This is a genomic window from Pedobacter nutrimenti (assembly GCF_032678445.1).
GTDB lineage: Bacteria > Bacteroidota > Bacteroidia > Sphingobacteriales > Sphingobacteriaceae > Pedobacter > Pedobacter nutrimenti_A.
This window is the reverse complement of sequence record NZ_JAVTSQ010000015.1, coordinates 85910-106752: the sequence shown is the minus strand read 5'-3', so window position 1 is coordinate 106752 and position 20843 is coordinate 85910. Positions and strand designations below refer to the sequence as shown.

The following is a 20843-nucleotide window of genomic DNA, read 5'->3' as shown; positions in this document are numbered from 1 at the left end:
CAATGAAAAAAATTCCACATAAGTGAAAATTTCGTTATCTTTCACTAAACAAAGCAATACCAGTTTTCTCTGGCAACTAGTGAGTTAAACTAATTTGTCTATGCTTAATCATCTCGTCCCATCAGACCACAAAAATGAGCAGGATACGAATGGCCTGTCGCAGGATGATATTCAGTTAATAAAAAGATTCAATGATACTGCAGCACCTTATCCAAAAGAAAAAATGCTACATATGTTATTGGAGGAACAGGCACTACAACATCCTGAGCATACGGCACTGGAATTTAAGGAAACATCTCTGAGTTATAAAGAACTTAATGAAAGTGCCAACCAGCTGGCCAGACACTTGATCCAATTGGGGTTAAAACAAGGAGAAAATGCAGGCATTTTAGCTGCCCGCGGTTTTGAGATGATTATTGCTATGTATGCGATATTGAAAGCCGGAGGATCCTATGTGCCGGTAGATCCTGAATATCCAGCAGAAAGACAACAATATATCCTTTCAAATTCCGCCGTAAAATTACTTGTCGCAGATGAAATCTGTACGGCTCAGACACACCTGCCAGAGATACAAGTTGTTCATTTACAAAATGAATTGTTACTTCCTTATGATACAGGTAATTTGAATTTGCCTGCAGATGGCCATCAAATGGCCTATACGATTTATACATCCGGGTCAACCGGTAGACCTAAAGGTGTAATGGTTGAGCATTGCTCTGCAGTAAACCTCATTACCTGGGTAAACACCCGTTTCAATATCGACTATACGGACCGCCTGCTATTTGTGACTTCTATGTGTTTCGACCTCTCTGTTTATGACATTTTTGGAATTTTAGCAGCGGGCGGCACATTGGTCATCGCCGGACAGACACAAATAAATGATATTACAGCCTTACAACTTATGCTTCAAGACCACCGCATCACCTTCTGGGATTCGGTTCCTTCAACTTTAGATTATCTGGTCAAAGACCTCGAGTTAAACCACCGAAGCTATACGCAAAATACTTTAAGGATTGTTTTTTTAAGTGGCGACTGGATTCCCGTAAAGCTGCCAGAGCGGATCAAAAACTTCTTTCCCGCAGCGCAGGTGGTTTCACTTGGAGGCGCAACTGAGGCCACAGTCTGGTCAAATTATTTCATTATTGATCAAATACAAACAAACTGGAAAAGTATTCCTTATGGAAAACCCATCAGCAATACCTGTTTCTATATTCTCGACGAACAGCAAAAGCCTGTACCAATAGGGAATATTGGGGAGCTCTATATTGGTGGAACAGGCATAGCGAGGGGTTATGCGAATTCAGCCGAAAAAACCGCTTATGCCTTTTTAAAAGACCCTTTTGACCCCAAATTCGGAGAAATGATGTACCGAACCGGTGACCTGGGCCGCATGCTTCCGGATATGAACATGGAATTTCTAGGCAGAAAAGACAATCAGGTAAAAATAAGAGGTTTCAGGGTTGAACTGGGCGAAATCGAAAATGCGCTTAGCCGCTATCCGGGTATAGAACATGCAACAGTTGTGGCAAAAGAGGATAATTCCGGCCAGAAATACCTGGTTTGCTTTTTAGTCCCCGCCCCTACATTTACCAGAGATGGGGTAATCCATCACTTAAAAGAGATTTTACCTGGCTACATGGTGCCTTCCATTTGGATAGAACTCAGCGAACTTCCATTAAACATCAATGGCAAAATTGACAGGAAAGCACTCCTGGACCTCAACATAAGTCAGGTTGAAGACCCGATTTCCAAACCATCAGTTCCATTGCGGGAAAATGAAGCGCTTCTCTGTACGATTTGGAAAGAAGTATTTGGCATAGAAAATATAGGTATTCATGATAATTTTTTTGAATTAGGAGGCCATTCCCTTATGGCTTTGCAAATCATGTCTCTTTACGAGAAAAAAACCGGAGACAAGATTCCTGTCGCGGCCCTGTTTAAATATCCGACCATCCTGTCCCTGCTGTCTTCGTTAGAGGAGCATAAAACGAAAAAAAGCGAAAGTTTAGTTGCCTTAAAATCAACTGGAAATAAAACTCCTTTGTATCTTATACATGGTGATGGCCTTCATGTACTGAACTTTAAAGCCCTGGCAAAATATGTAGATGCCGAACAACCGGTTTATGCCTTACAGCCTAAAGATCTGGATCAAATCGATGAAAAGATAGAGACGATTGCTGATATCGCCAGGAATTATATTGTAGAGATTTCCGAACATCATCCAGACGGTCCCTATGCGATCGCGGGTTATTCATTTGGTGGATACATTGCTATTGAAATGGAAAAGCAACTTAGGCTTGCCGGCAAGGAAGTAAAACTTCTGGGCATTTTTGATACAAATGCAGAGAATATTTTCTACAACAAATCCTGGTCTGTTAAACTTCCTAAGAAGATCATCCGACAATTCCCAAAATTCTATTGGGAACTCAAGTTATTGATCAAAGCCCCTTCCTCTGTCTTAAAGTATCAACGCCATATATTTTCCAAAAAAATAGAAGAATTATTGAATTGGCTCGGTCTGCAAAAAGAAACAGAAGCCGAAAGCGGCATTACTGGACAGATAAAATTGATCAGTAAAAGAAACGCAGCTGCACTGCGGAATTATGAGATCAGCCCAATTGACAACTATATTTATCTTTTCAAAGCGAAGACCCGACCGTATTTTGTAGATGATTTTAAATACCTGGGCTGGCGAAAATATGCCAGAAAAGGTGTTAAAGTTTTTGAAGTTACGGGAGACCACGATACCATGTTCAGGGCACCAAATGTAGAAGAGCTTGCCCAGGTATTACAAAAAGCTTTAGATGAAGTCCAATCCAAGAAACAAGTTATATGACCATCGAACCCATTACCCGCAATGATATTGAAAGCTGTGCTGAGGTCTTGAAAAAGGCCTATAATCAGGCGCCCTGGAATTACCACTGGAGATCAGAAGATGCAGTCAGCTATCTGAGTGAGTATATGTCTCAGGCTCAATTTACAGGCTTTGCGCTATACCACGAGCAGGAGCTAGCCGGAGCTGTTTTTGCACATATCAAAACCTGGTGGACAGGAAATCAGCTCTATGTTGACGAATTGTTCATTGCCCCTCATCTGCAAAAGAAAGGATTTGGCCGGATACTGATCGAACATATGGAAAAATACGCCTTAGAACAGAAACTAACAACCATTACTTTAATGACTCATAAATTTATGCCCGCAATGAAGTTCTACGAGGACATCAATTTTATTCATGTCCAGCCGCTTGTCATATTATTTAAACCTATATAAAAGCAAAAATCCCGCTCTACTTATCGTAAAGCGGGATTGTAGCCCGTAGGGGAATCGAACCCCTGTTTCCAGAATGAAAATCTGGCGTCCTCACCCCTAGACGAACGGGCCATTAAAATGAAGTATTATCCATACTTCCCAGGTAGCGGGGACCAGACTCGAACTGATGACCTTCGGGTTATGAGCCCGACGAGCTACCAACTGCTCCACCCCGCACTATATCTTTTCAAATAAACCGCTCATTTACCATAAGCGATACTGTAGCCCGTAGGGGAATCGAACCCCTGTTTCCAGAATGAAAATCTGGCGTCCTCACCCCTAGACGAACGGGCCATTAAGAAGTGCCATAACCCCGAAAGATTACGACTTCTTAGGTAGCGGGGACCAGACTCGAACTGATGACCTTCGGGTTATGAGCCCGACGAGCTACCAACTGCTCCACCCCGCACTTTATACAATTTCAAAAGTGAATATTAAATCCTTAACTCTTCTTCCGAATTGGAATGCAAAGATATAATTCGTTTCTTTGTAGTGCAAATTTATTTTAAAAAATATTTCGATGTCGCACAAAGCAGGTTTTGTAAGTATAATAGGTAAGCCCAATGTGGGTAAATCAACGTTAATGAATGCCCTGATCGGTGAAAAGCTTTCTATCATTACTCCGAAAGCCCAGACCACCCGTCACCGTATTCTGGGGATAGTGAACGAAGAAAACTATCAAATTGTTTTTTCTGATACGCCGGGCATCATAAAACCCAAGTATCAGTTGCAGGATTCTATGATGAGTTCCGTTAATGGAGCGCTCTCTGATGCAGACCTTATTTTGTTTGTTACAGACATTCATGAGGGACACGACGAGAACGATGTACTCGAAAAAATTGAGAAAACTACTATTCCGATTATTGTGCTGATCAATAAAATTGATACCGCCACGCAGGAAGATGTGGAAGAAAAAACCGCTTACTGGACAGAAAAATTAAATCCTAAACATGTTTTTGCCATTTCTGCTTTGCACGAATACAACCTGAGTGGCATTATGGATACCGTTTTAAACTTTCTTCCTGAACACCCGGCTTACTATGACAAAGAAGATCTGACTGACCGTAATCAAAGGTTTTTTGTTTCGGAAATCATCCGGGAAAAGATCTTTAACAATTATCAAAAAGAAATTCCATATAGTACAGAAGTGGTGGTTACCTCCTTTAAAGAAGAGGAAAAAATCACCAGAATCAGCGCAGAGATTATTGTAGAGCGGGATTCTCAGAAAAACATCCTGATTGGAAAAGGTGGTTCTATGCTTAAAAAGGTTGGTACAGAGGCCCGCAAGGATATTGAGAAATTTTTGGATCAGAAGGTTTTTCTTGAAACCTTTGTAAAAGTATTGCCAGATTGGCGCAGCAAAAAGAATTATTTAAAAAGTTTCGGGTACGAAAATTAAACCTACCTTTGCAACCCCTTAATAATTAATACCATAATTAATACAATTCACACCCCATATGAGTAACATTATCGCAATCGTCGGAAGACCAAACGTAGGCAAATCTACCCTTTTTAATCGCTTAACTGAAAGTCGTAAAGCTATTGTAGATGATTTTAGCGGCGTTACACGTGACCGCCACTACGGTGTTGCAGAGTGGACCGACAAGAATTTTACAGTTATCGATACAGGCGGTTATGTAGCCAATTCAGAAGATGTTTTTGAAGCAGCTATCCGCGAACAGGTGATCATCGCTATTGAAGAAGCTACCGTACTGCTGTTTATGGTCGATGTAACCACAGGAATTACAGACCTGGACGACGAGATCGCTTCTTTATTAAGAAGAAGTAATAAACCTGTTTTTACCGTAGTCAATAAGGTAGACAATACTTCCCTGGAAAATGAAGCTTCTGTATTCTATGGTTTTGGTCTGGGCGAGATCTATTCCATTTCTTCTATGACCGGTTCGGGCACAGGAGATTTGCTGGATGACGTGATCACCCATTTCGAAGATGTAGTTGAAGAAGAGAATGCCTTACCTAAGATTACGATCGTAGGGCGTCCGAATGTTGGAAAATCATCCCTGATCAATGCACTGATTGGAAGAGAAAGAAATATTGTCACCCCGATTGCAGGAACAACACGCGATTCGATTCATATCCACTACAACCAGTTTGGACATGAATTCATGTTTATTGATACTGCCGGTTTACGTAAGAAGACCAAAGTAAAGGAAAACATCGAGTTCTATTCCGTGATGCGGACAATTAAAGCATTGGAGGAAGCTGATGTGGTGATCCTGATGATTGACGCTATGGAAGGCCTGGAGTCGCAGGATGTTAATATTTTCCACCTGGCAGAAAAAAACAAGAAAGGTATTGTGATCCTGGTGAACAAATGGGACCTTGTAGAGAAAAATAACAAGACGGCTAAGGTGTTCGAAGAGCAGATTCGTCAGAAATTACAGCCCTTTACAGATGTTCCGATCATCTTTATCTCTGTACTGAACAAGCAGAGGATCTTCCAGGCTATTGAAACTGCCCTGGATGTGTATAAAAACAGAAGCAAGAAAATCCCGACCTCTAAATTGAATGACGTGATGCTTCCGATTATCGAGAACTATCCTCCACCTTCCATGAAAGGAAAGTACATCAAGGTGAAATACGCTACCCAGATCAATGCGAGTTCGCCAATGTTTGCCTTCTTTTGTAACCTGCCACAGTACATTAAAGAACCTTACAAACGTTTCATTGAAAACAAACTCAGGGAAAATTTTGATTTCAGTGGGGTGCCGATTCAGATTTACTTCAGACAGAAATAGAAACGACTACTGCAGGCTGTTTAAGGCCTGCTTTACCATACTATCATTCAGATTCAGCGCTTTGTAATAGCCTGCATCGCCGAGATGATATTTATACAATAAAACTCTAAGATCATTACAGATCACAGGTTTGGCTGCCATCAGCTGATGCTGATCTATAATGATCTTCCTATTTTGGATATATTTTACCAATGCATTAAAATCTTCATGACTGATGCTGAACGTACTCATATTCTGTTCGAGATAGTGGCTGTTGTAGCGGTTGGCCAGCACATCAAATACAAAATCAAACAGTATTTTTTTTGAAATCAAGCTGTTATAGAATTTATTAACACCAACCGTATCCATCTTCACGTAAATATCCGGTTGTATGCCTCCTCCCCCAAAAACAACTTTTCCGGCCCCGGTTATAAAAGAAGGATGCTTCTTTAAGGTGTCTTTTGGTCCCAATCCTTTATCCGTCAGCTCACCATCGTTAAATCTTTCTTCCAGTTCGTTCTGATAAGCTGCATAGCCTTTTTTATAGGATTTTTGTATACTACGGCCCAAAGGAGTATAATACCTGGCAATGGTCAAATTCAATGCTGAACCGTCTCCAAATGGAAACTGTTCCTGAACAAGGCCTTTTCCAAAAGAACGACGCCCAATAATTAACCCACGATCCAGATCCTGAACAGCGCCTGCAAGAATCTCACTTGCCGATGCTGTATTTTCATTGATCAGTATGGCCAGTTTGCCATGTTCAAATTCCCCGCCTCCGGTAGCAATATAATCCGTTCTTGGTTCATGCTTTCCTTCAGTATATACAATTAGTTTATTTTCAGGAAGGATCTGGTTGGCTAATCCAGTAGCTGCAGTAAGGTAACCTCCTCCATTGTCTCTGAGGTCAAGGATCAGTTTAGACATCCCTTTTGTTTTCAGACCCCGGAGCGCTTCTGTAAAATCGACATCAGTATTTGCACCAAATTTACTGATCCGGACATAAGCCGTAGAAGGGTTTACCATATAGGCTGCATCAATACTGCTCACTTGTACCCGTCCCCTTTTAACATTCAGTAAAACAGACTGACTGGTACCGGCACGCATCACCAGCAATTGTACCGGGGTGCCACTCCTACCCCTTATTCTTCCGATCATCTGGTCTCTTGGCAACTGCTTCCCGCTTACAAAAGCACTGTCTACTTTCAGAATTTTATCACCGGGACGCATTCCTGAACCATAAGCCGGCCCATCTTTAATCACATTGGTGACCATGAGTGTATCATTCAAGATGTAATATTCAATACCAATCCCCTGAAAATTCCCTTCAAGTGCATCAGATTGTTCAGCCGCTTTTTCTGGTGGAAGATACATGCTATGGGGATCCAGCTGATGCAGAATACTGTCTATTGGCAGGTGGTTTAAAGTATCCGTATTGACCTCATCGACATAGTTTCTATCAATCAAGTGAATAATTTCTGCTACTTTTTCCTTATTGTTGTCTGCTTTGAGTGTTTGCTTTTGTAAATTATACCCTTGGTCTTTCAAAAACTTAAATCCAAGATACATCCCACCTATTAAAGTTACAGAATAAGTGAGTGCTATAATCAGATTTTGACGGGTAATTTTATTCATGCAGCAGATGTTGTACAAAGTTAGGAAATAACCCTGTTAATAACACAAATAAGGCAGGTACATTTTTAATAAATTTGTAAATCTGGTTGTACCAAGACTTAGATCATTTCAGCACTGCCTAAAATTCCATAATTAAATAACTCCCTGAACGACAGAATTGTTTTTGATCTTCTTTTTAGGGAAAGATCATCTGAATAAAATCAAAGCCTGATTCAACTTTATGATTTAAGTAATGGCTACTTTACACAACAGGGAATTTAATTTTTTTGCTGATATCCGTTGAAACCAGCCTCAGGATTTCCGGTTTAGAAAGAAATTGACGAATTTTAGCAAAAATATAGTATATGATAAGAGTAACCGAGCAAGAGTCCAGGTACAATGATATTGATAAAATGTCCGTTCTTGAAATTTTGAAAGGGATTAACCATGAAGACAAAAGTGTACCCTCAGCCGTGGAAAATGCCATCCCACAAATAGAAAAACTGGCTTCTGCGGTATCAGAAAAGATGCAGAACGGCGGTCGTTTATTCTATATCGGCGCTGGTACCAGCGGGCGTTTGGGAGTAGTGGATGCTTCAGAATGTCCTCCTACATTTGGTGTTCCATTCGATTACGTAGTTGGCATTATTGCTGGCGGCGATACAGCTATCCGCAGAGCGGTAGAAAATGCAGAAGACGACACGGAACAGGCCTGGATTGATTTGCAGGAATACCACATTAACGAGAAGGATTGTCTTATCGGACTGGCCGCGTCGGGCACTACACCGTATGTTGTTGGCGGACTAAATACTGCCCGTAAAAACGGTATTCTGACTGGCTGTATTGTATGTAATGAAGGCGGGCCAATTGCCCAGGAAAGTGACTTTCCTGTAGAGGTTATTGTAGGTCCGGAGTTTCTGACCGGTTCTACACGCATGAAATCAGGTACAGCGCAAAAGTTGGTACTGAATATGCTCAGCACAACAGTAATGATTAAGTTGGGCAGAGTCAAAGGCAATAAAATGGTAGATATGCAACTGACCAATCATAAACTGGTTGACCGCGGTACCCAAATGGTCATGGATGAATTAAACATAGACTATGATCATGCTGCCGACCTTCTGAACCGTTATGGAAGTGTGCGCAAAGCAGTAGAAGCCAGTCATAATAAATAGATCATGCACGAAATTGAACCCTACTATCAGTGGCGCGATGATTACATTGCGGCAGAAGATGAGCGTTCACCCTTTTTCAACACTGAATATTCAGAATTCTATTTTGACAAACAGCTGTATAATTTCCTGATTCACCCGCAGTGGGACGATTTTGGTTCAAATACCCTCTACCTGAAAGTTCTGTTTGCCGATTACGACCGGCAGTATGCCATTATAGAATTTATCGGAGAGTGGAATGATGCCATTAACAACGATATCATGCTGCTGAAACGTGAGATACTAGAGCTCATGATGGATGAAGGCATCAACAAATTTATTTTAATCGGAGAAAACATACTTAATTTTCATTCTTCCGAAGACAGCTATTATGAAGAATGGTTTCAGGAGGTTGAAGATGGCTGGATTTCGGGTATCAATTTTACACCTCATGTGATTGATGAGTTCCGCAATAGTAATATAGATTACTATATCAACTTTGGTGGTGAACTTGACGATTTGGCATGGAGAACCTTAAAACCTTTGCAAATTTTCAAAAAAGTTGAAGAAATCCTGACAAAAAGACTCGGGGCATAGCTTTTGTATGAATCAAACAATTCATATCTTTAACTAAAATTAGAATACAATGGATAACAACAATAATTATGAATGGGCACAAAAGTCCGTTTTTGTAGAACAGCAAAGCGGAGCAGTTGCAAAGAATTTCTTTGCTAATGTTTTCTTATGGATGTTTGTTGCTTTAGGTGTATCATCTTTAGCGGCGTTATTTATGGCAAACAGCCCTGCAGCTTTGAGTTACCTGGTTAACCAGCCCTCAGAAACCAGCAGAGGAGGCTTATCCATCCTTGGATATGTTGCTATGTTCGCACCACTGGCGCTTGTAATGTTAATGAGTGCCGGATTAAGTCGTCTTTCTTATGGGGCCTTATTAGGTATATTTGTTTTATATTCTGTACTTACCGGTATCAGCTTAAGTTTCATCCTCTTAATTTATACCTCCGGGTCTGTTGTTGCTTGTTTTGCAGGTGCAGCAGGTATATTTGGAATCATGGCTTTTCTTGGTTATACAACCAATACAGACCTTACCAAGTTCGGATCTATCCTGATGGTAGGTGTAATCGGCCTGGTGATTGCCAGTGTGATCAATATGTTTCTTAAAAGTTCTGGCTTTGACTATATCATGAGCTTTTTTGGCGTAGCTATTTTTACTGCTCTTACTGCTTATGATGTTCAGAAACTAAAAAGGATTGGTGCAGGGATTGAAGCAAATGGTGATCAGGTTGCTGCAACAGACGCTAAAAAATTGGCCATTATGGGCGCATTATCGCTCTACCTGGACTTTATCAACATATTCCTTTTCCTGTTAAGGATCTTCGGAAGCAGAAAATAATCCTGTTTCTTTATAAAAAAGCGGCCTGCAGATGCAATTCTGCAGGCCGCTTTTTTATACCCGGTTTGATCATGCAAACATTCCTTGTACAGTGACGGCTCTGACTTTTTAATCGACAACAAGCATCAGTCAAAATTTAATTCCGAAGCCTACACAGAAAACTCTTTGTTTTGCAATTTTATTGGCTTTAAGTCTCTATTTTTTGGAATTGATTTTTCTTTGTTGCACTTTTGCACTGCTTATAGAGAAAGACGGAGGGATTAGACCCTGCGAAGTCTTAGCAACCTGTGCTTACAAGGTGCTACATTCTACTGGACCGTGTACTAAACGTTCCCGAAAGATAAGTTAAAGTCGACCCCTAGCCGGAATTTCGAATAAGCCCTTTAGTATTGTATTTCCATGTTCAGGCCATCAACCGCCTCTTATGGAGAATATTCTACGACAGAAGAAAGACGAAGAATGAGTATCAGAAAAGAATTAGAAAAGAGAATATTAATTATAGATGGTGCCATGGGTACCATGATACAGCGCCATGTACTTACCGAAGAGGATTTCAGGGGAGAGCGTTTTAAAAATCACCCTTGCGATGTCAAAGGCAATAATGATTTGCTGAATCTGACACGTCCGGATATCATCAAATCCATACACCTGGAGTATTTGAAAGCCGGTGCAGATATCATTGAAACCAATACCTTCAGTACCCAGCGTATTTCACTGGCCGATTATCAGATGGAAGAACTGGATTATGAAATGAGTTTTGAAGGTGCCAGAATTGCAAAAGAAGCTGTAAATGAATTTATAGCTACACATCCGGACAGAAAATGCTTTGTCGCAGGTGCTGTTGGTCCAACCAACCGGACGCTATCTATCTCTCCTGATGTGAATGACCCTGGCTTCAGGGCGCTGACCTTTGATGAACTGGTAGATGCCTATGATGCTCAGGTTCGCGGTCTGGTTGACGGTGGTTCTGACCTGTTGCTGATCGAAACCATTTTCGACACCTTAAATGCCAAAGCCGCTATTTTCTCTATTAAAAAATATGAGGAAGTGATTGGCCGTAAAATAGAGATCATGATTTCCGGTACCATTACTGACGCTTCCGGAAGAACATTATCCGGACAGACAGTAGAGGCGTTTTTAAACTCCGTGATACATTCTAATCCATTAAGCATTGGATTTAACTGCGCCCTTGGTGCACAGGAAATGCGCCCGCATATTGAAGAACTTTCTGCGAAAGCACCCTGTTATGTATCGGCCTACCCCAATGCAGGCTTGCCGAATGAATTCGGAGCTTATGATGAAATGCCGCATGAAACGGCACATTATGTTGAAGATTTTATAGAACATGGTTTTGTGAATATTGTGGGTGGATGCTGTGGGACAACACCTGAACACATTTCCTGCATCGCCGAAAAGGCTAAAAATATACAGCCAAGAAAAATTCCGGCAAGGGAACCTTACCTGCGTTTAAGCGGACTGGAACCTGTAACCATTACCCCTGAAAGTATTTTTGTAAACATTGGGGAAAGAACAAATATTACCGGATCACCTAAATTCTCCAAGCTGATTTTAAGCGGGGATTACGAGGCTGCTTTAACTGTAGCCCGTCAGCAGGTAGAAGGCGGGGCGCAGATCATTGACGTGAATATGGACGAAGGGATGCTGGATTCTGAAGCAGCCATGACCAAATTCCTGAACCTGATTGCTTCTGAACCAGACATTTCCAAATTGCCAATCATGGTCGATTCTTCCAAATGGACAGTGATCGAAGCAGGTTTAAAATGCCTTCAGGGAAAGGGTATTGTCAACTCTATCTCCTTGAAAGAAGGGGAAGAAAAATTCAGGGAAAGCGCGCTGAAGATCATGACCTATGGCGCTGCCGTAGTGGTGATGGCTTTTGATGAAAAGGGACAGGCCGATAATTTTGAAAGAAGAAAAGAGATCTGTAAAAGATCTTATGACATATTGGTGAATGAAATTGGTTTTCCGGCCGAAGACATCATTTTTGACCCCAATATCTTAACTGTAGCAACGGGTTTGGAAGAGCATAATAATTATGCTGTAGATTTTATCAACGCAACACGCTGGATCAAGGAAAATCTGCCTCATGCCAAAGTAAGTGGAGGGGTATCTAATATCTCCTTCTCTTTCAGGGGGAATAACACCGTTAGGGAAGCGATGCACTCTGCCTTTCTTTACCACGCCATCCGCGCAGGTTTAGATATGGGGATCGTAAATGCAGGGATGCTGGAAGTTTACCAGGAGATTCCGCCGGAACTGCTGGAACGGGTAGAAGACGTGTTGCTAAACCGCAGGGAAGATGCAACGGAACGGCTGGTAGAATTTGCAGACACCATAAAATCTAAGGGCAAAGAGATTGTTCGTGACGAAGAATGGCGTAAAACCTCGGTTGAGGAAAGGTTATCACATGCCTTGGTGAAAGGGATTATTGAATACCTGGATGCAGACGTGGAAGAAGCCAGACAAAAGTATGCTCGTCCGATCCAGGTGATCGAAGGCCCGCTGATGGACGGGATGAATATTGTTGGGGATCTTTTTGGAGCAGGAAAAATGTTTTTGCCACAGGTGGTTAAATCTGCCCGTGTGATGAAGAAAGCAGTAGCTTATCTATTGCCTTTTATTGAACAAGAGAAGCTGGATAACCCGGGCGGTGACCAAAGTTCTTCAGCTGGAAAGGTATTGATGGCCACGGTTAAAGGAGATGTACACGATATTGGAAAAAACATAGTTGGCGTCGTACTGGCTTGTAACAACTTTGAAATTGTCGACATGGGCGTTATGGTTCCCGCACAGGAGATCATTAAAAAAGCCAGAGAAATCAATGCAGACATTATTGGCCTGAGCGGTTTGATTACCCCTTCACTGGATGAGATGGTACACTTTGCCAAAGAAATGGAGCGGGAAGGTTTTACCATTCCACTGATTATCGGAGGCGCGACGACTTCCAGAATCCACGCTGCCGTAAAAGTAGCGCCAAATTATTCCGGACCAGCCATACATGTACTGGATGCTTCCAGAAGTGTGACGGTATGCAGCACCTTAATGAATAAAGATACCCGCGATAGTTATATTCAGGGCATCCGGGAAGAATACGACAAGGCGCGTGAAGCCCATTTGAACAAACGTTCTGATAAGCGCTTCAAAACAATAGAAGAAGCCAGAACAGACAATTTCAAGATCGATACAGCTCTGGTTGCCCCTGCTCCTTCTTTTACAGGAACCCGGGTATTTGAAGATTATCCTTTGGAAGAACTGGTACCTTATATTGACTGGACACCTTTTTTCCAAACCTGGGAACTGCGGGGAAGTTATCCCCGGATCCTGGAAGATAAACAAGTGGGTGATGAGGCCCGGAAACTTTTTCATGACGCGAAAGTTCTGCTGAAGAAAATCGTAGATGAAAAGTTACTTAAAGCCAAGGCAGTTATAGGTTTCTGGCCTGCAAATGCCGTTGGAGATGATATTGTTCTGGATGTAGAAGGCAAGGAAGTGGTGATTCATACCTTAAGGCAGCAGGCAGAAAAAGTAGCTGGTCAACCTTACTATGCCTTGTCTGATTTTGTGGCACAGAAAGAGACCGGAGTACCGGATTATTTTGGAGGATTTGCCTTAACCACGGGTATAGGTTGTGATGAAATGGTGGCTGAATTTGAAGCCAATTATGACGATTACAACAGCATCATGGCTAAAGCACTGGCAGACAGGCTTGCTGAGGCTTTTGCGGAAAAGATGCATGAACTGGTGCGTAAGGAATATTGGGGATATGCCAGTGATGAGAACCTGAGCAACGAAGAACTCATTAAAGAGGAATATGCAGGGATTCGCCCTGCACCTGGATATCCAGCCTGCCCGGAACATACGGAAAAAGGTGTATTATTTGAATTGCTTGATGCAGAAGCGAAGATTGGACTGCATTTGACAGAGAGTTACGCTATGCATCCTACCGCAGCGGTAAGTGGGTTTTATTTCGCACATCCTCAATCCCGCTATTTTGGCCTGGGCAAGATCACAAAAGATCAGATAGAAGATTATGCCATTAGAAAAAATATGCCTGTAGAGGAAGTAGAAAGATGGCTGAGCCCGAATTTAGCGTATTAGAACAAGAGACCTTAGAAATTTAGACAAATAACCGAACCAACCATACGGAAACATCACAATGAAGATTATAGACCACATTAGTAACGCGAAGGGTAAAACCTTATTTTCTTTTGAGCTTTTACCGCCTGTTAAAGGGCAAAGCATCCAGGGTATTTTTGATGCGATAGATCCTTTAATGGAATTTAATCCGCCTTTTATTGATGTGACTTACCTTCGTGAAGATTATATCTACAAACAACACCCCAGCGGTTTGCTGGAAAAGGTTGCCTACCGCAAACGTCCAAGTACTGTGGCCACCTGCGCGGCGATCATGAACAAATACCGGGTAGATGCCGTGCCGCACTTGATCTGTGGAGGTTTTACCAAAGATGAAACAGAAAATGCGTTAATTGACTTGCAGTTTCTGGGGATTGACAACGTACTTGTTTTACGGGGCGATGCCCGAAAAAGCGATAGTTCTTTTATCCCAACTCCCGAAGGCCACGCTTTTGCCTCCGATCTGGTACAGCATGTGGCAGATATGAACAATGGAAAATATCTGCATGAAGATATGGATGATCCGGAGAAAACGAATTTCTGTATAGGCGTTGCAGGTTACCCGGAAAAACATTTTGAGGCGCCAAACCTGGATACAGATTTCAAATACCTGAAACTGAAAGTAGATCTGGGCGCAGAGTTTATTGTGACCCAAATGTTTTTTGACAACGAAAAATACAGGTTGTTTGTGGAGAAATGCCGGGAGAATGGTATAAATGTCCCTATTATTCCTGGTCTGAAACCAATCACCAGTAGTAAGCAACTGATCAGCCTTCCAAAAACCTTTCACCTGGATATTCCGATGGCCTTAAGCGAAGCCATTACTTCTTGCAAATCGGAAAATGAGGTTAAGGAGGTAGGTATCGAATGGATGATTGAACAATGTAAAGGCCTGAAAGAACTGGGGGCTCCTGTGTTGCATTTTTACACCATGGGAAAGAGCGGCCCAACCCGCAGGATTGCCCAGGCTATCTTTTAAAACTTTATAATTTCTTTATGGAACGTTATTTGCTCTTATTGGGGTAAATAATGATGAAGTTATGAAAAAATTATCTGTTATCGCTCTTTGTTTAACAAGCATTTTATTTGCCTGCAGCAGCATGAAACATGGATCTAAATCTTCAGGTCTGACCAAATTGGATGGCACCTGGGAACTCAACTATATTACCGGTCCAAGAATTGCATTTAACGGGCTTTACCCGAACAGGAAGCCCACCTTAGTGGTCAACACGAAAGAAAAAAAGATAAGCGGAAACAGCAGCTGCAATAATTACAGTGGTGTTTTGGTAGCAGACGACCATAAGATCAGTTTTAAAGGACCAATTGCCTCTACCAAGATGGCTTGTCTGGATGGCAACGGAGAAGGTGTTTACTTCAAAACATTAGAGCAGGTAACTTCTTATGATATAGTGAACGACACCACGCTCAATCTGATTTCAGGAGATATTGCTGTGATGCGGTTCACTAAGAAAAAATAGACATTTAGAAAAGCCTATCTGCTAGCCCCTTAGAGGTTTAACAGATAGGCTTTAAATGATTCAAAGTCGGCATCCATTGCAGTTGCGTGTTTGGCACGGCCCATGATTTCTTTAACCTGTTCAGGTACTTCTATTTTTGTAGAAATCTCTAAAGGAAAAACATCTGGAAATTTACATGGATGGGCGGTAGACAGGAATACGCCTGCAAATTGGTCTTTTGCATGTGTTTTTGTATAATCCTCCAAGGCCAGCCAGGCAATAGCTGTATGTGGACAGGCAATATATTCATACTTATTATAGATATCGTTAATGGCCTGAAGGGTTTGCTCATCGCTGTAGGTGTATCCTTTAACCTTATTCAGAATTTCCGTCCTGTCATTGTTGAACAGATCCATAATCCGAACCCAGTTGCTTGGCGCTCCTACATCCATAGCATTGGCATAGGTCTGAACAGAAGGCCTGGTTTCGTAAACACCGCTTTCCAGGAAACGTGGAACAGTGTCATTCGCATTCGTTGCTGCGATAAACTGTTTAACCGGTAAGCCCATTTTATAGGCCAGCAATCCAGCTGCTATATTTCCAAAGTTTCCACTTGGAACCGAGAACACCACATTGGTTTTCCCCTGTCGGGCCAATTGGGCATAGGCATGGAAATAATAAAATGTTTGAGGGATCAGCCTGGAGATGTTAATGGAATTGGCCGAGGTTAACCGCATCTTTTCATTCAGCTGATCATCTGCAAAAGCCTGTTTCACCAGTTTCTGGCAATCGTCAAATGTGCCATCGATCTCTATAGCATGGATGTTTTGTCCATTGGTACAAAGCTGCAGCTCCTGAATATCACTCACTTTTCCTTTCGGATACAGTATCGTTACACGGGTATTAGGCACTCCAAGAAAGCCTAAAGCGACTGCACCACCGGTATCTCCGGAGGTGGCTACAAGTACATCTAACACCTCTTCTCCATCTTTCAGAAAATAAGCCATTATACGGCTCATAAAGCGTGCGCCGAAGTCTTTGAAAGCGAGAGAAGGACCATGAAACAGCTCCAGAACATAAGTATTCTTATCCAAACGATTTGCAGGCGAGTCAAAATTAATGGCATCTTCTACGATACGTTTGAGATCTTCTGAAGGAATCGCGTCTTTCAATAAAGTAGAAGCAACTGTAAATGCGATTTCAGGCAAAGTATAATTACCCAGGTTTTCTATAAAATCCGGAGCCAGCTGGGGGATATTTCCAGGCATATACAAACCTTTATCCTGGGGCATGCTGTTGAAAACGGCTTCGGGAAATTCGACACTTAAATGGTGGTTGTTGGTGCTGTATAATTTCATAATTGGTTTTTAAAGGTTGAAGATGTTTAATCAAGGACCACCGGGCCCATTTTATTTACAGGAGAAACAAAACTGAGACTATTTATGTTTAAGCCCTTCAGCTGGTTCTGCAAAGAAAGGGTTATCGTTCTGGCCGTCTCTTCATTTTTAGTTAATGCGAAAACAGATGGACCTGATCCTGAGATTCCAAAACCTACCGCCCCCTGATCCAGGGCAAGTGTGCGCATCTTATAGAAGTCGGGGATGAGAATTGATCTTGTGGGTTCTACAAGCACATCGATCATACTCCTTCCAATCAGGTCATAATCTTTCATGAAGAGACCGCTCACCAGACCTGCTACATTGCCCCATTGGGTTACAGCATTTTTGAGCAGGATTTTAGAACGGATCATTTGTCTCGCATCTTTGGTTGGTACATCTACTTCCGGGTAAACAATGGCCGCATACATATCTTCTGGAAAAGGAAGGCTGATTACATCCAGGGGCTCGTAACTTCTGATGAGTACAAAACCACCCATTAATGCAGGTGCAACATTATCGGCATGTCCATATCCACAGGCCAGTTCCTCCCCTTTCATTGCAAAGGGAATGAGTTCTTTGTTGCTCAGTAGATTATTCATCAAGGTGTTGATAGCAAACAGGCCCGCTACTGTACTGGCAGAACTAGAACCGAGGCCACTTCCGATGGGCATTTTTTTATGAAGTTCAATTTCTACACCAACGTCTGTGCGTCCGATATGCTCCAGATAATGCTGTACGCTGGCGCTTACCGTATTCTTGTTCGGATCCAGAGGCAACCGTCCCTCATCTCCTGTAATCTTGAGGAGTTGCACGCCAGGTTTGCTGGTCATTCTCATGATCACTTCATCGCCCGGGGCATTAACTGCAAAACCAAGTACATCAAATCCGCAAACTACATTGGCTACTGTAGCCGGAGCAAAAACTTTTACTGAATTCCTCATTTCTTACCTACGTTTATAATATCTGCAAATACACCTGCCGCTGTTACCTCTGCTCCTGCACCAGGCCCCTTAACAACCAACGGTCTGCTTTTATACCTGTCTGTTGTGAAGGAAATAATATTATCACTACCAGACAACATATAAAAAGGATGTGTGTCGTCTACCATTTGAAGAGTAATGTTCACTTTTCCATCTTCCAGCTTACCGATATAGCGCAGCACACGTCCTGTAGATTCAGCTTCGTTTTTTAATTGCTCGAAATACGCTGCATTGTTTTTCAGTTCTTTATAAAAATCCTCCACTGAGGCCGCAGCCAGACAGGCTGGTGGCAGCATGCTTTCAATAACCACCTCTTTCTCTTCCATGGCATAACCGGCATCCCTGGCCAGGATGAGCATTTTACGCATAAAGTCTTTTCCATTGAGGTCATCACGGGGATCCGGTTCAGTATAACCCAGATCTTGAGCTTCTTTAACCACTTCATGGAAAGGAGCATCACCCTTAAAATTATTAAAAATATAAGAAATTGTACCGGAGAGAATGGCTTCAATGCGAGCCACTTTATCTCCGCTCATCATCAGGTCTTTTAAGGTGCGAATGATCGGAAGCCCTGCTCCTACATTGGTTTCATAGTAAAAGTCTACCCCATATTTTCTTGCTGCTTTTTTAAATGCAGCATACTGTTCGTAATCTGCAGAATTACCAATCTTGTTACAAGTTACAACAGAAATACTGCTTTCCAGGATTTCCTGGTAAAAATTGACCGGATTGGCACTGGCTGTGTTGTCTACGAAAACACAATTAGGCAAGTTCATAGCCTTCATCTCCTGCACAAAAAGTTTCAGGTCGGCTGGTTCAGCTTGCTCTTGCAGTGTTTGCTCCCACCTGCAAAGATCTACACCTTCTTTACTGAGGTACATTTGACGGGAATTACTGATGCCCATCACTTTAACCTGCAGGTCATTGTTCTTTGCCAGAAAAGGCATTTGGCTTTGCAATTGCTTAAACAAGGTCTTTCCGATATTTCCGGTGCCCAGACAAAAGATATTCAGTGTCTTTTTAAGGTCTGAATAAAAAGAATCATGTACTGCATTGACTGCTTTGGACAGATCGGCCTTGGAAAGGATAACAGAGATATTATATTCGGAAGAACCCTGTGCAATGGCTCTTACATTAACTCCGTTGCGGCCAAGGGCATTAAAGAGCCTCGCCGACATGCCCGGTGTATGTTTCATATTCTCTCCAACAATGGCCAGTACAGAAAGACCGCTCTCCACTTCTGGATATTCTAGTTTCTTTGCCTGTAACTCCAGTTCGAATTCCTTACTGATCAGGTTCAGTGCTTTAATGGCATCTGCCGGTTTTACCGCAAAAGTAATGCTGTGTTCGGAAGACGACTGGGTGATAAGGACCACATTGATCTGCTCCCGTGACAATAGAGAGAACAAGCGACCACTAAAGCCTGCTTTCCCTACCATCCCGCTACCAGACAGGTTCAATACACTGATCTCATCGATAGAAGAAATACCTTTAATAGGCAATTCACAGGTCTTTACATTGTGACGGATATAGGTTCCCGGGAATTCAACATCAAATGTATTTTTGATCACAATCGGAATTTTCTTCAGAAAAGCCGGGATCATGGTTGGGGGATAGATCACTTTCGCCCCGAAATAACTCAGTTCCATAGCTTCTGTATAACTTAATTCTGACAGAGAAAAGGCCTTTTCTACAATCCTTGGATCGGCAGTAAGCATACCATTGACATCTGTCCAGATCTGGATCTCCTTTACATTTAAGGCAGAACCCCAAATGGCAGCCGTGAAATCACTTCCTCCTCTACCCAAGGTAGTAACGCGTCCTTCTTCATTACTGGAAATAAATCCGGTAACAAACAACAGCTGATCCGAATTGGACTGATAATAATCATTGATCAACAATTCGGTCAACGCAGTGTTTACCTTGGCTTGCCCAAAATTACTGTCGGTTTTAATGAGCTCCGAGCCATCCACAGCTACTGCATTGCCGAATTTTTGTCTGGCAATATGTGCAACCATAAAAACAGAGCAACGCTCTCCATAGCTCAAAATAAGGTCTTTAGTTTGTGCGCTTAATTCACGGAGGTTAAAAACCGATTGAAGTATATCCTCCAATTCATTAAAATAAATCTTTAATTTGGTAAAGACCGGATTTTGTGCCGAAGCGGGCAGCAAGGTCCTGATCACTTCAAAATGTTTTTCTTCAATTGCTTTTAGCTGTGATGCATAATCTTCTGCGACCTGAGCTTTCTCTGCCATTTCCAATAAGAGGTTGGTTACGCCACTCATTGCCGAAAGGACGATGATCACATCTTCTTTCTGCCGGGCCTGTTCAACGATGCCCAGCAGCGCCTTGATGCTGTCTGCTGATCCAACTGAAGTGCCTCCGAATTTTAAAATATTCATGGTTTTAGGTTAAAAAAAAGCGCCTTCCTGTTTAGAGGAAGGCGCTTTTCGTGGTTTCTATGTATTTTAATTTTACACCATTAGCTTTCCTTCCTCCGAGATTCCCCGGTGGTGGTGGTAATGGTTGTAATTGATAATTGACTATTAAACATTATTGTACTTTTTACACTTACTGTGCTGCGGAGTAAAGTAAAGTTATATTTTTCTAAATACCAAATGATTGGCCAAAAAAATATTTTCTACC

General features: G+C 42.1%; 14 protein-coding genes, 4 tRNA genes and 1 riboswitch. Of the genes, 10 read left to right on the top strand and 8 right to left on the bottom strand.

Annotated features, from left to right (window positions below):
- The first annotated feature begins 100 nt into the window (after nucleotides 1-100).
- Both R2S08_RS24585 and R2S08_RS24580 read left to right on the top strand, forming a co-directional pair.
- Nucleotides 101-2836: an amino acid adenylation domain-containing protein gene (locus R2S08_RS24585; RefSeq protein ID WP_316837609.1), complete on the top strand. Its 2736-nt coding sequence runs from the start codon at nucleotides 101-103 to the stop codon at nucleotides 2834-2836.
- Entirely contained in the window at nucleotides 2833-3270 is a 438-nt protein-coding gene (locus R2S08_RS24580; RefSeq protein WP_316837608.1) for a GNAT family N-acetyltransferase, read from the top strand. The genes R2S08_RS24585 and R2S08_RS24580 overlap by 4 nt, the downstream gene beginning before the upstream one ends.
- 39 nt (nucleotides 3271-3309) lie before the next feature.
- Here the strand turns inward: R2S08_RS24580 and R2S08_RS24575 are convergent.
- The 4 genes from R2S08_RS24575 to R2S08_RS24560 all read right to left on the bottom strand — a co-directional run bounded on the left by R2S08_RS24575 (nucleotide 3310) and on the right by R2S08_RS24560 (nucleotide 3718).
- Nucleotides 3310-3381, bottom strand: a tRNA-Glu gene (locus R2S08_RS24575).
- Nucleotides 3382-3413: 32 nt separating this feature from the next.
- Nucleotides 3414-3486: transfer RNA gene (locus R2S08_RS24570), tRNA-Met, on the bottom strand.
- A gap of 45 nt (nucleotides 3487-3531) precedes the next feature.
- Nucleotides 3532-3603, bottom strand: a tRNA-Glu gene (locus tag R2S08_RS24565).
- Between the two features lie 42 nt (nucleotides 3604-3645).
- Nucleotides 3646-3718 (bottom strand) — tRNA-Met (locus R2S08_RS24560).
- Between the two features lie 111 nt (nucleotides 3719-3829).
- Here R2S08_RS24560 and era point away from each other — a divergent pair.
- A complete protein-coding gene (gene era, locus R2S08_RS24555) occupies nucleotides 3830-4708 on the top strand; it encodes a GTPase Era (RefSeq protein WP_316837607.1) in 879 nt (292 codons plus the stop codon).
- Between the two features lie 58 nt (nucleotides 4709-4766).
- On the top strand, nucleotides 4767-6068 hold the full coding sequence (gene der / locus R2S08_RS24550) for a ribosome biogenesis GTPase Der (protein ID WP_133782228.1): 1302 nt from the start codon (nucleotides 4767-4769) through the stop codon (nucleotides 6066-6068).
- 6 nt (nucleotides 6069-6074) lie between these two features.
- Here the strand turns inward: der and R2S08_RS24545 are convergent, their stop codons facing one another.
- A complete protein-coding gene (locus R2S08_RS24545; RefSeq protein WP_316837606.1) occupies nucleotides 6075-7682 on the bottom strand; it encodes a S41 family peptidase in 1608 nt (535 codons plus the stop codon).
- Between the two features lie 344 nt (nucleotides 7683-8026).
- Here R2S08_RS24545 and murQ point away from each other — a divergent pair, with 344 nt between their 5' ends.
- The 6 genes from murQ (at nucleotide 8027) to R2S08_RS24515 (ending at nucleotide 15856) form a co-directional block, all read left to right on the top strand.
- Entirely contained in the window at nucleotides 8027-8836 is an 810-nt protein-coding gene (gene murQ, locus R2S08_RS24540; protein ID WP_133782224.1) for an N-acetylmuramic acid 6-phosphate etherase, read from the top strand.
- Nucleotides 8837-8839: 3 nt separating this feature from the next.
- Entirely contained in the window at nucleotides 8840-9409 is a 570-nt protein-coding gene (locus R2S08_RS24535; RefSeq protein ID WP_199081212.1) for a hypothetical protein, read from the top strand.
- A gap of 49 nt (nucleotides 9410-9458) precedes the next feature.
- Complete coding sequence (locus R2S08_RS24530; RefSeq protein ID WP_316837605.1) at nucleotides 9459-10223, top strand: Bax inhibitor-1/YccA family protein; 765 nt, start codon at nucleotides 9459-9461, stop codon at nucleotides 10221-10223.
- 236 nt (nucleotides 10224-10459) lie between these two features.
- Nucleotides 10460-10570: riboswitch (SAM riboswitch) on the top strand.
- A gap of 52 nt (nucleotides 10571-10622) precedes the next feature.
- Nucleotides 10623-14342: a methionine synthase gene (gene metH, locus R2S08_RS24525; RefSeq protein WP_316837604.1), complete on the top strand. Its 3720-nt coding sequence runs from the start codon at nucleotides 10623-10625 to the stop codon at nucleotides 14340-14342.
- A 58-nt stretch (nucleotides 14343-14400) separates the two neighbouring features.
- Nucleotides 14401-15357, top strand: a complete 957-nt coding sequence (locus tag R2S08_RS24520) for a methylenetetrahydrofolate reductase (protein WP_316837603.1) — start codon at nucleotides 14401-14403, stop codon at nucleotides 15355-15357.
- 61 nt (nucleotides 15358-15418) lie between these two features.
- Complete coding sequence (locus R2S08_RS24515; RefSeq protein ID WP_316837602.1) at nucleotides 15419-15856, top strand: META domain-containing protein; 438 nt, start codon at nucleotides 15419-15421, stop codon at nucleotides 15854-15856.
- Nucleotides 15857-15885: 29 nt separating this feature from the next.
- Here R2S08_RS24515 and thrC read toward each other — a convergent pair whose 3' ends face one another.
- Genes thrC through thrA form a run of 3 tightly spaced genes read right to left on the bottom strand, consistent with a single transcriptional unit; the run spans nucleotide 15886 to nucleotide 20599 of the window.
- Nucleotides 15886-17193, bottom strand: a complete 1308-nt coding sequence (gene thrC / locus R2S08_RS24510) for a threonine synthase (protein ID WP_316837601.1) — start codon at nucleotides 17191-17193, stop codon at nucleotides 15886-15888.
- 26 nt (nucleotides 17194-17219) lie between these two features.
- Nucleotides 17220-18155 (bottom strand): homoserine kinase, encoded by a 936-nt coding sequence (locus R2S08_RS24505; RefSeq protein WP_316837600.1) that lies wholly within the window; start codon nucleotides 18153-18155, stop codon nucleotides 17220-17222.
- The gene (gene thrA / locus R2S08_RS24500; protein ID WP_316837599.1) at nucleotides 18152-20599 is read right to left on the bottom strand and encodes a bifunctional aspartate kinase/homoserine dehydrogenase I; all 2448 of its coding nucleotides are present in this window, start codon (nucleotides 20597-20599) and stop codon (nucleotides 18152-18154) included. Before thrA ends, R2S08_RS24505 begins: the two co-directional genes overlap by 4 nt.
- Nucleotides 20600-20843 lie beyond the last annotated feature (244 nt).

Bases quoted from the DNA above. Each gene is read 5' to 3' on its own strand.
- R2S08_RS24585 (WP_316837609.1), top strand. From the start codon at position 101: ATGCTTAATCATCTCGTCCCATCAGACCACAAAAATGAGCAGGATACG.
- R2S08_RS24580 (WP_316837608.1), top strand. From the start codon at position 2,833: ATGACCATCGAACCCATTACCCGCAATGATATTGAAAGCTGTGCTGAG.
- era (WP_316837607.1), top strand. From the start codon at position 3,830: ATGTCGCACAAAGCAGGTTTTGTAAGTATAATAGGTAAGCCCAATGTG.
- der (WP_133782228.1), top strand. From the start codon at position 4,767: ATGAGTAACATTATCGCAATCGTCGGAAGACCAAACGTAGGCAAATCT.
- R2S08_RS24545 (WP_316837606.1), bottom strand. From the start codon at position 7,682: ATGAATAAAATTACCCGTCAAAATCTGATTATAGCACTCACTTATTCT.
- murQ (WP_133782224.1), top strand. From the start codon at position 8,027: ATGATAAGAGTAACCGAGCAAGAGTCCAGGTACAATGATATTGATAAA.
- R2S08_RS24535 (WP_199081212.1), top strand. From the start codon at position 8,840: ATGCACGAAATTGAACCCTACTATCAGTGGCGCGATGATTACATTGCG.
- R2S08_RS24530 (WP_316837605.1), top strand. From the start codon at position 9,459: ATGGATAACAACAATAATTATGAATGGGCACAAAAGTCCGTTTTTGTA.
- metH (WP_316837604.1), top strand. From the start codon at position 10,623: ATGTTCAGGCCATCAACCGCCTCTTATGGAGAATATTCTACGACAGAA.
- R2S08_RS24520 (WP_316837603.1), top strand. From the start codon at position 14,401: ATGAAGATTATAGACCACATTAGTAACGCGAAGGGTAAAACCTTATTT.
- R2S08_RS24515 (WP_316837602.1), top strand. From the start codon at position 15,419: ATGAAAAAATTATCTGTTATCGCTCTTTGTTTAACAAGCATTTTATTT.
- thrC (WP_316837601.1), bottom strand. From the start codon at position 17,193: ATGAAATTATACAGCACCAACAACCACCATTTAAGTGTCGAATTTCCC.
- R2S08_RS24505 (WP_316837600.1), bottom strand. From the start codon at position 18,155: ATGAGGAATTCAGTAAAAGTTTTTGCTCCGGCTACAGTAGCCAATGTA.
- thrA (WP_316837599.1), bottom strand. From the start codon at position 20,599: ATGAATATTTTAAAATTCGGAGGCACTTCAGTTGGATCAGCAGACAGC.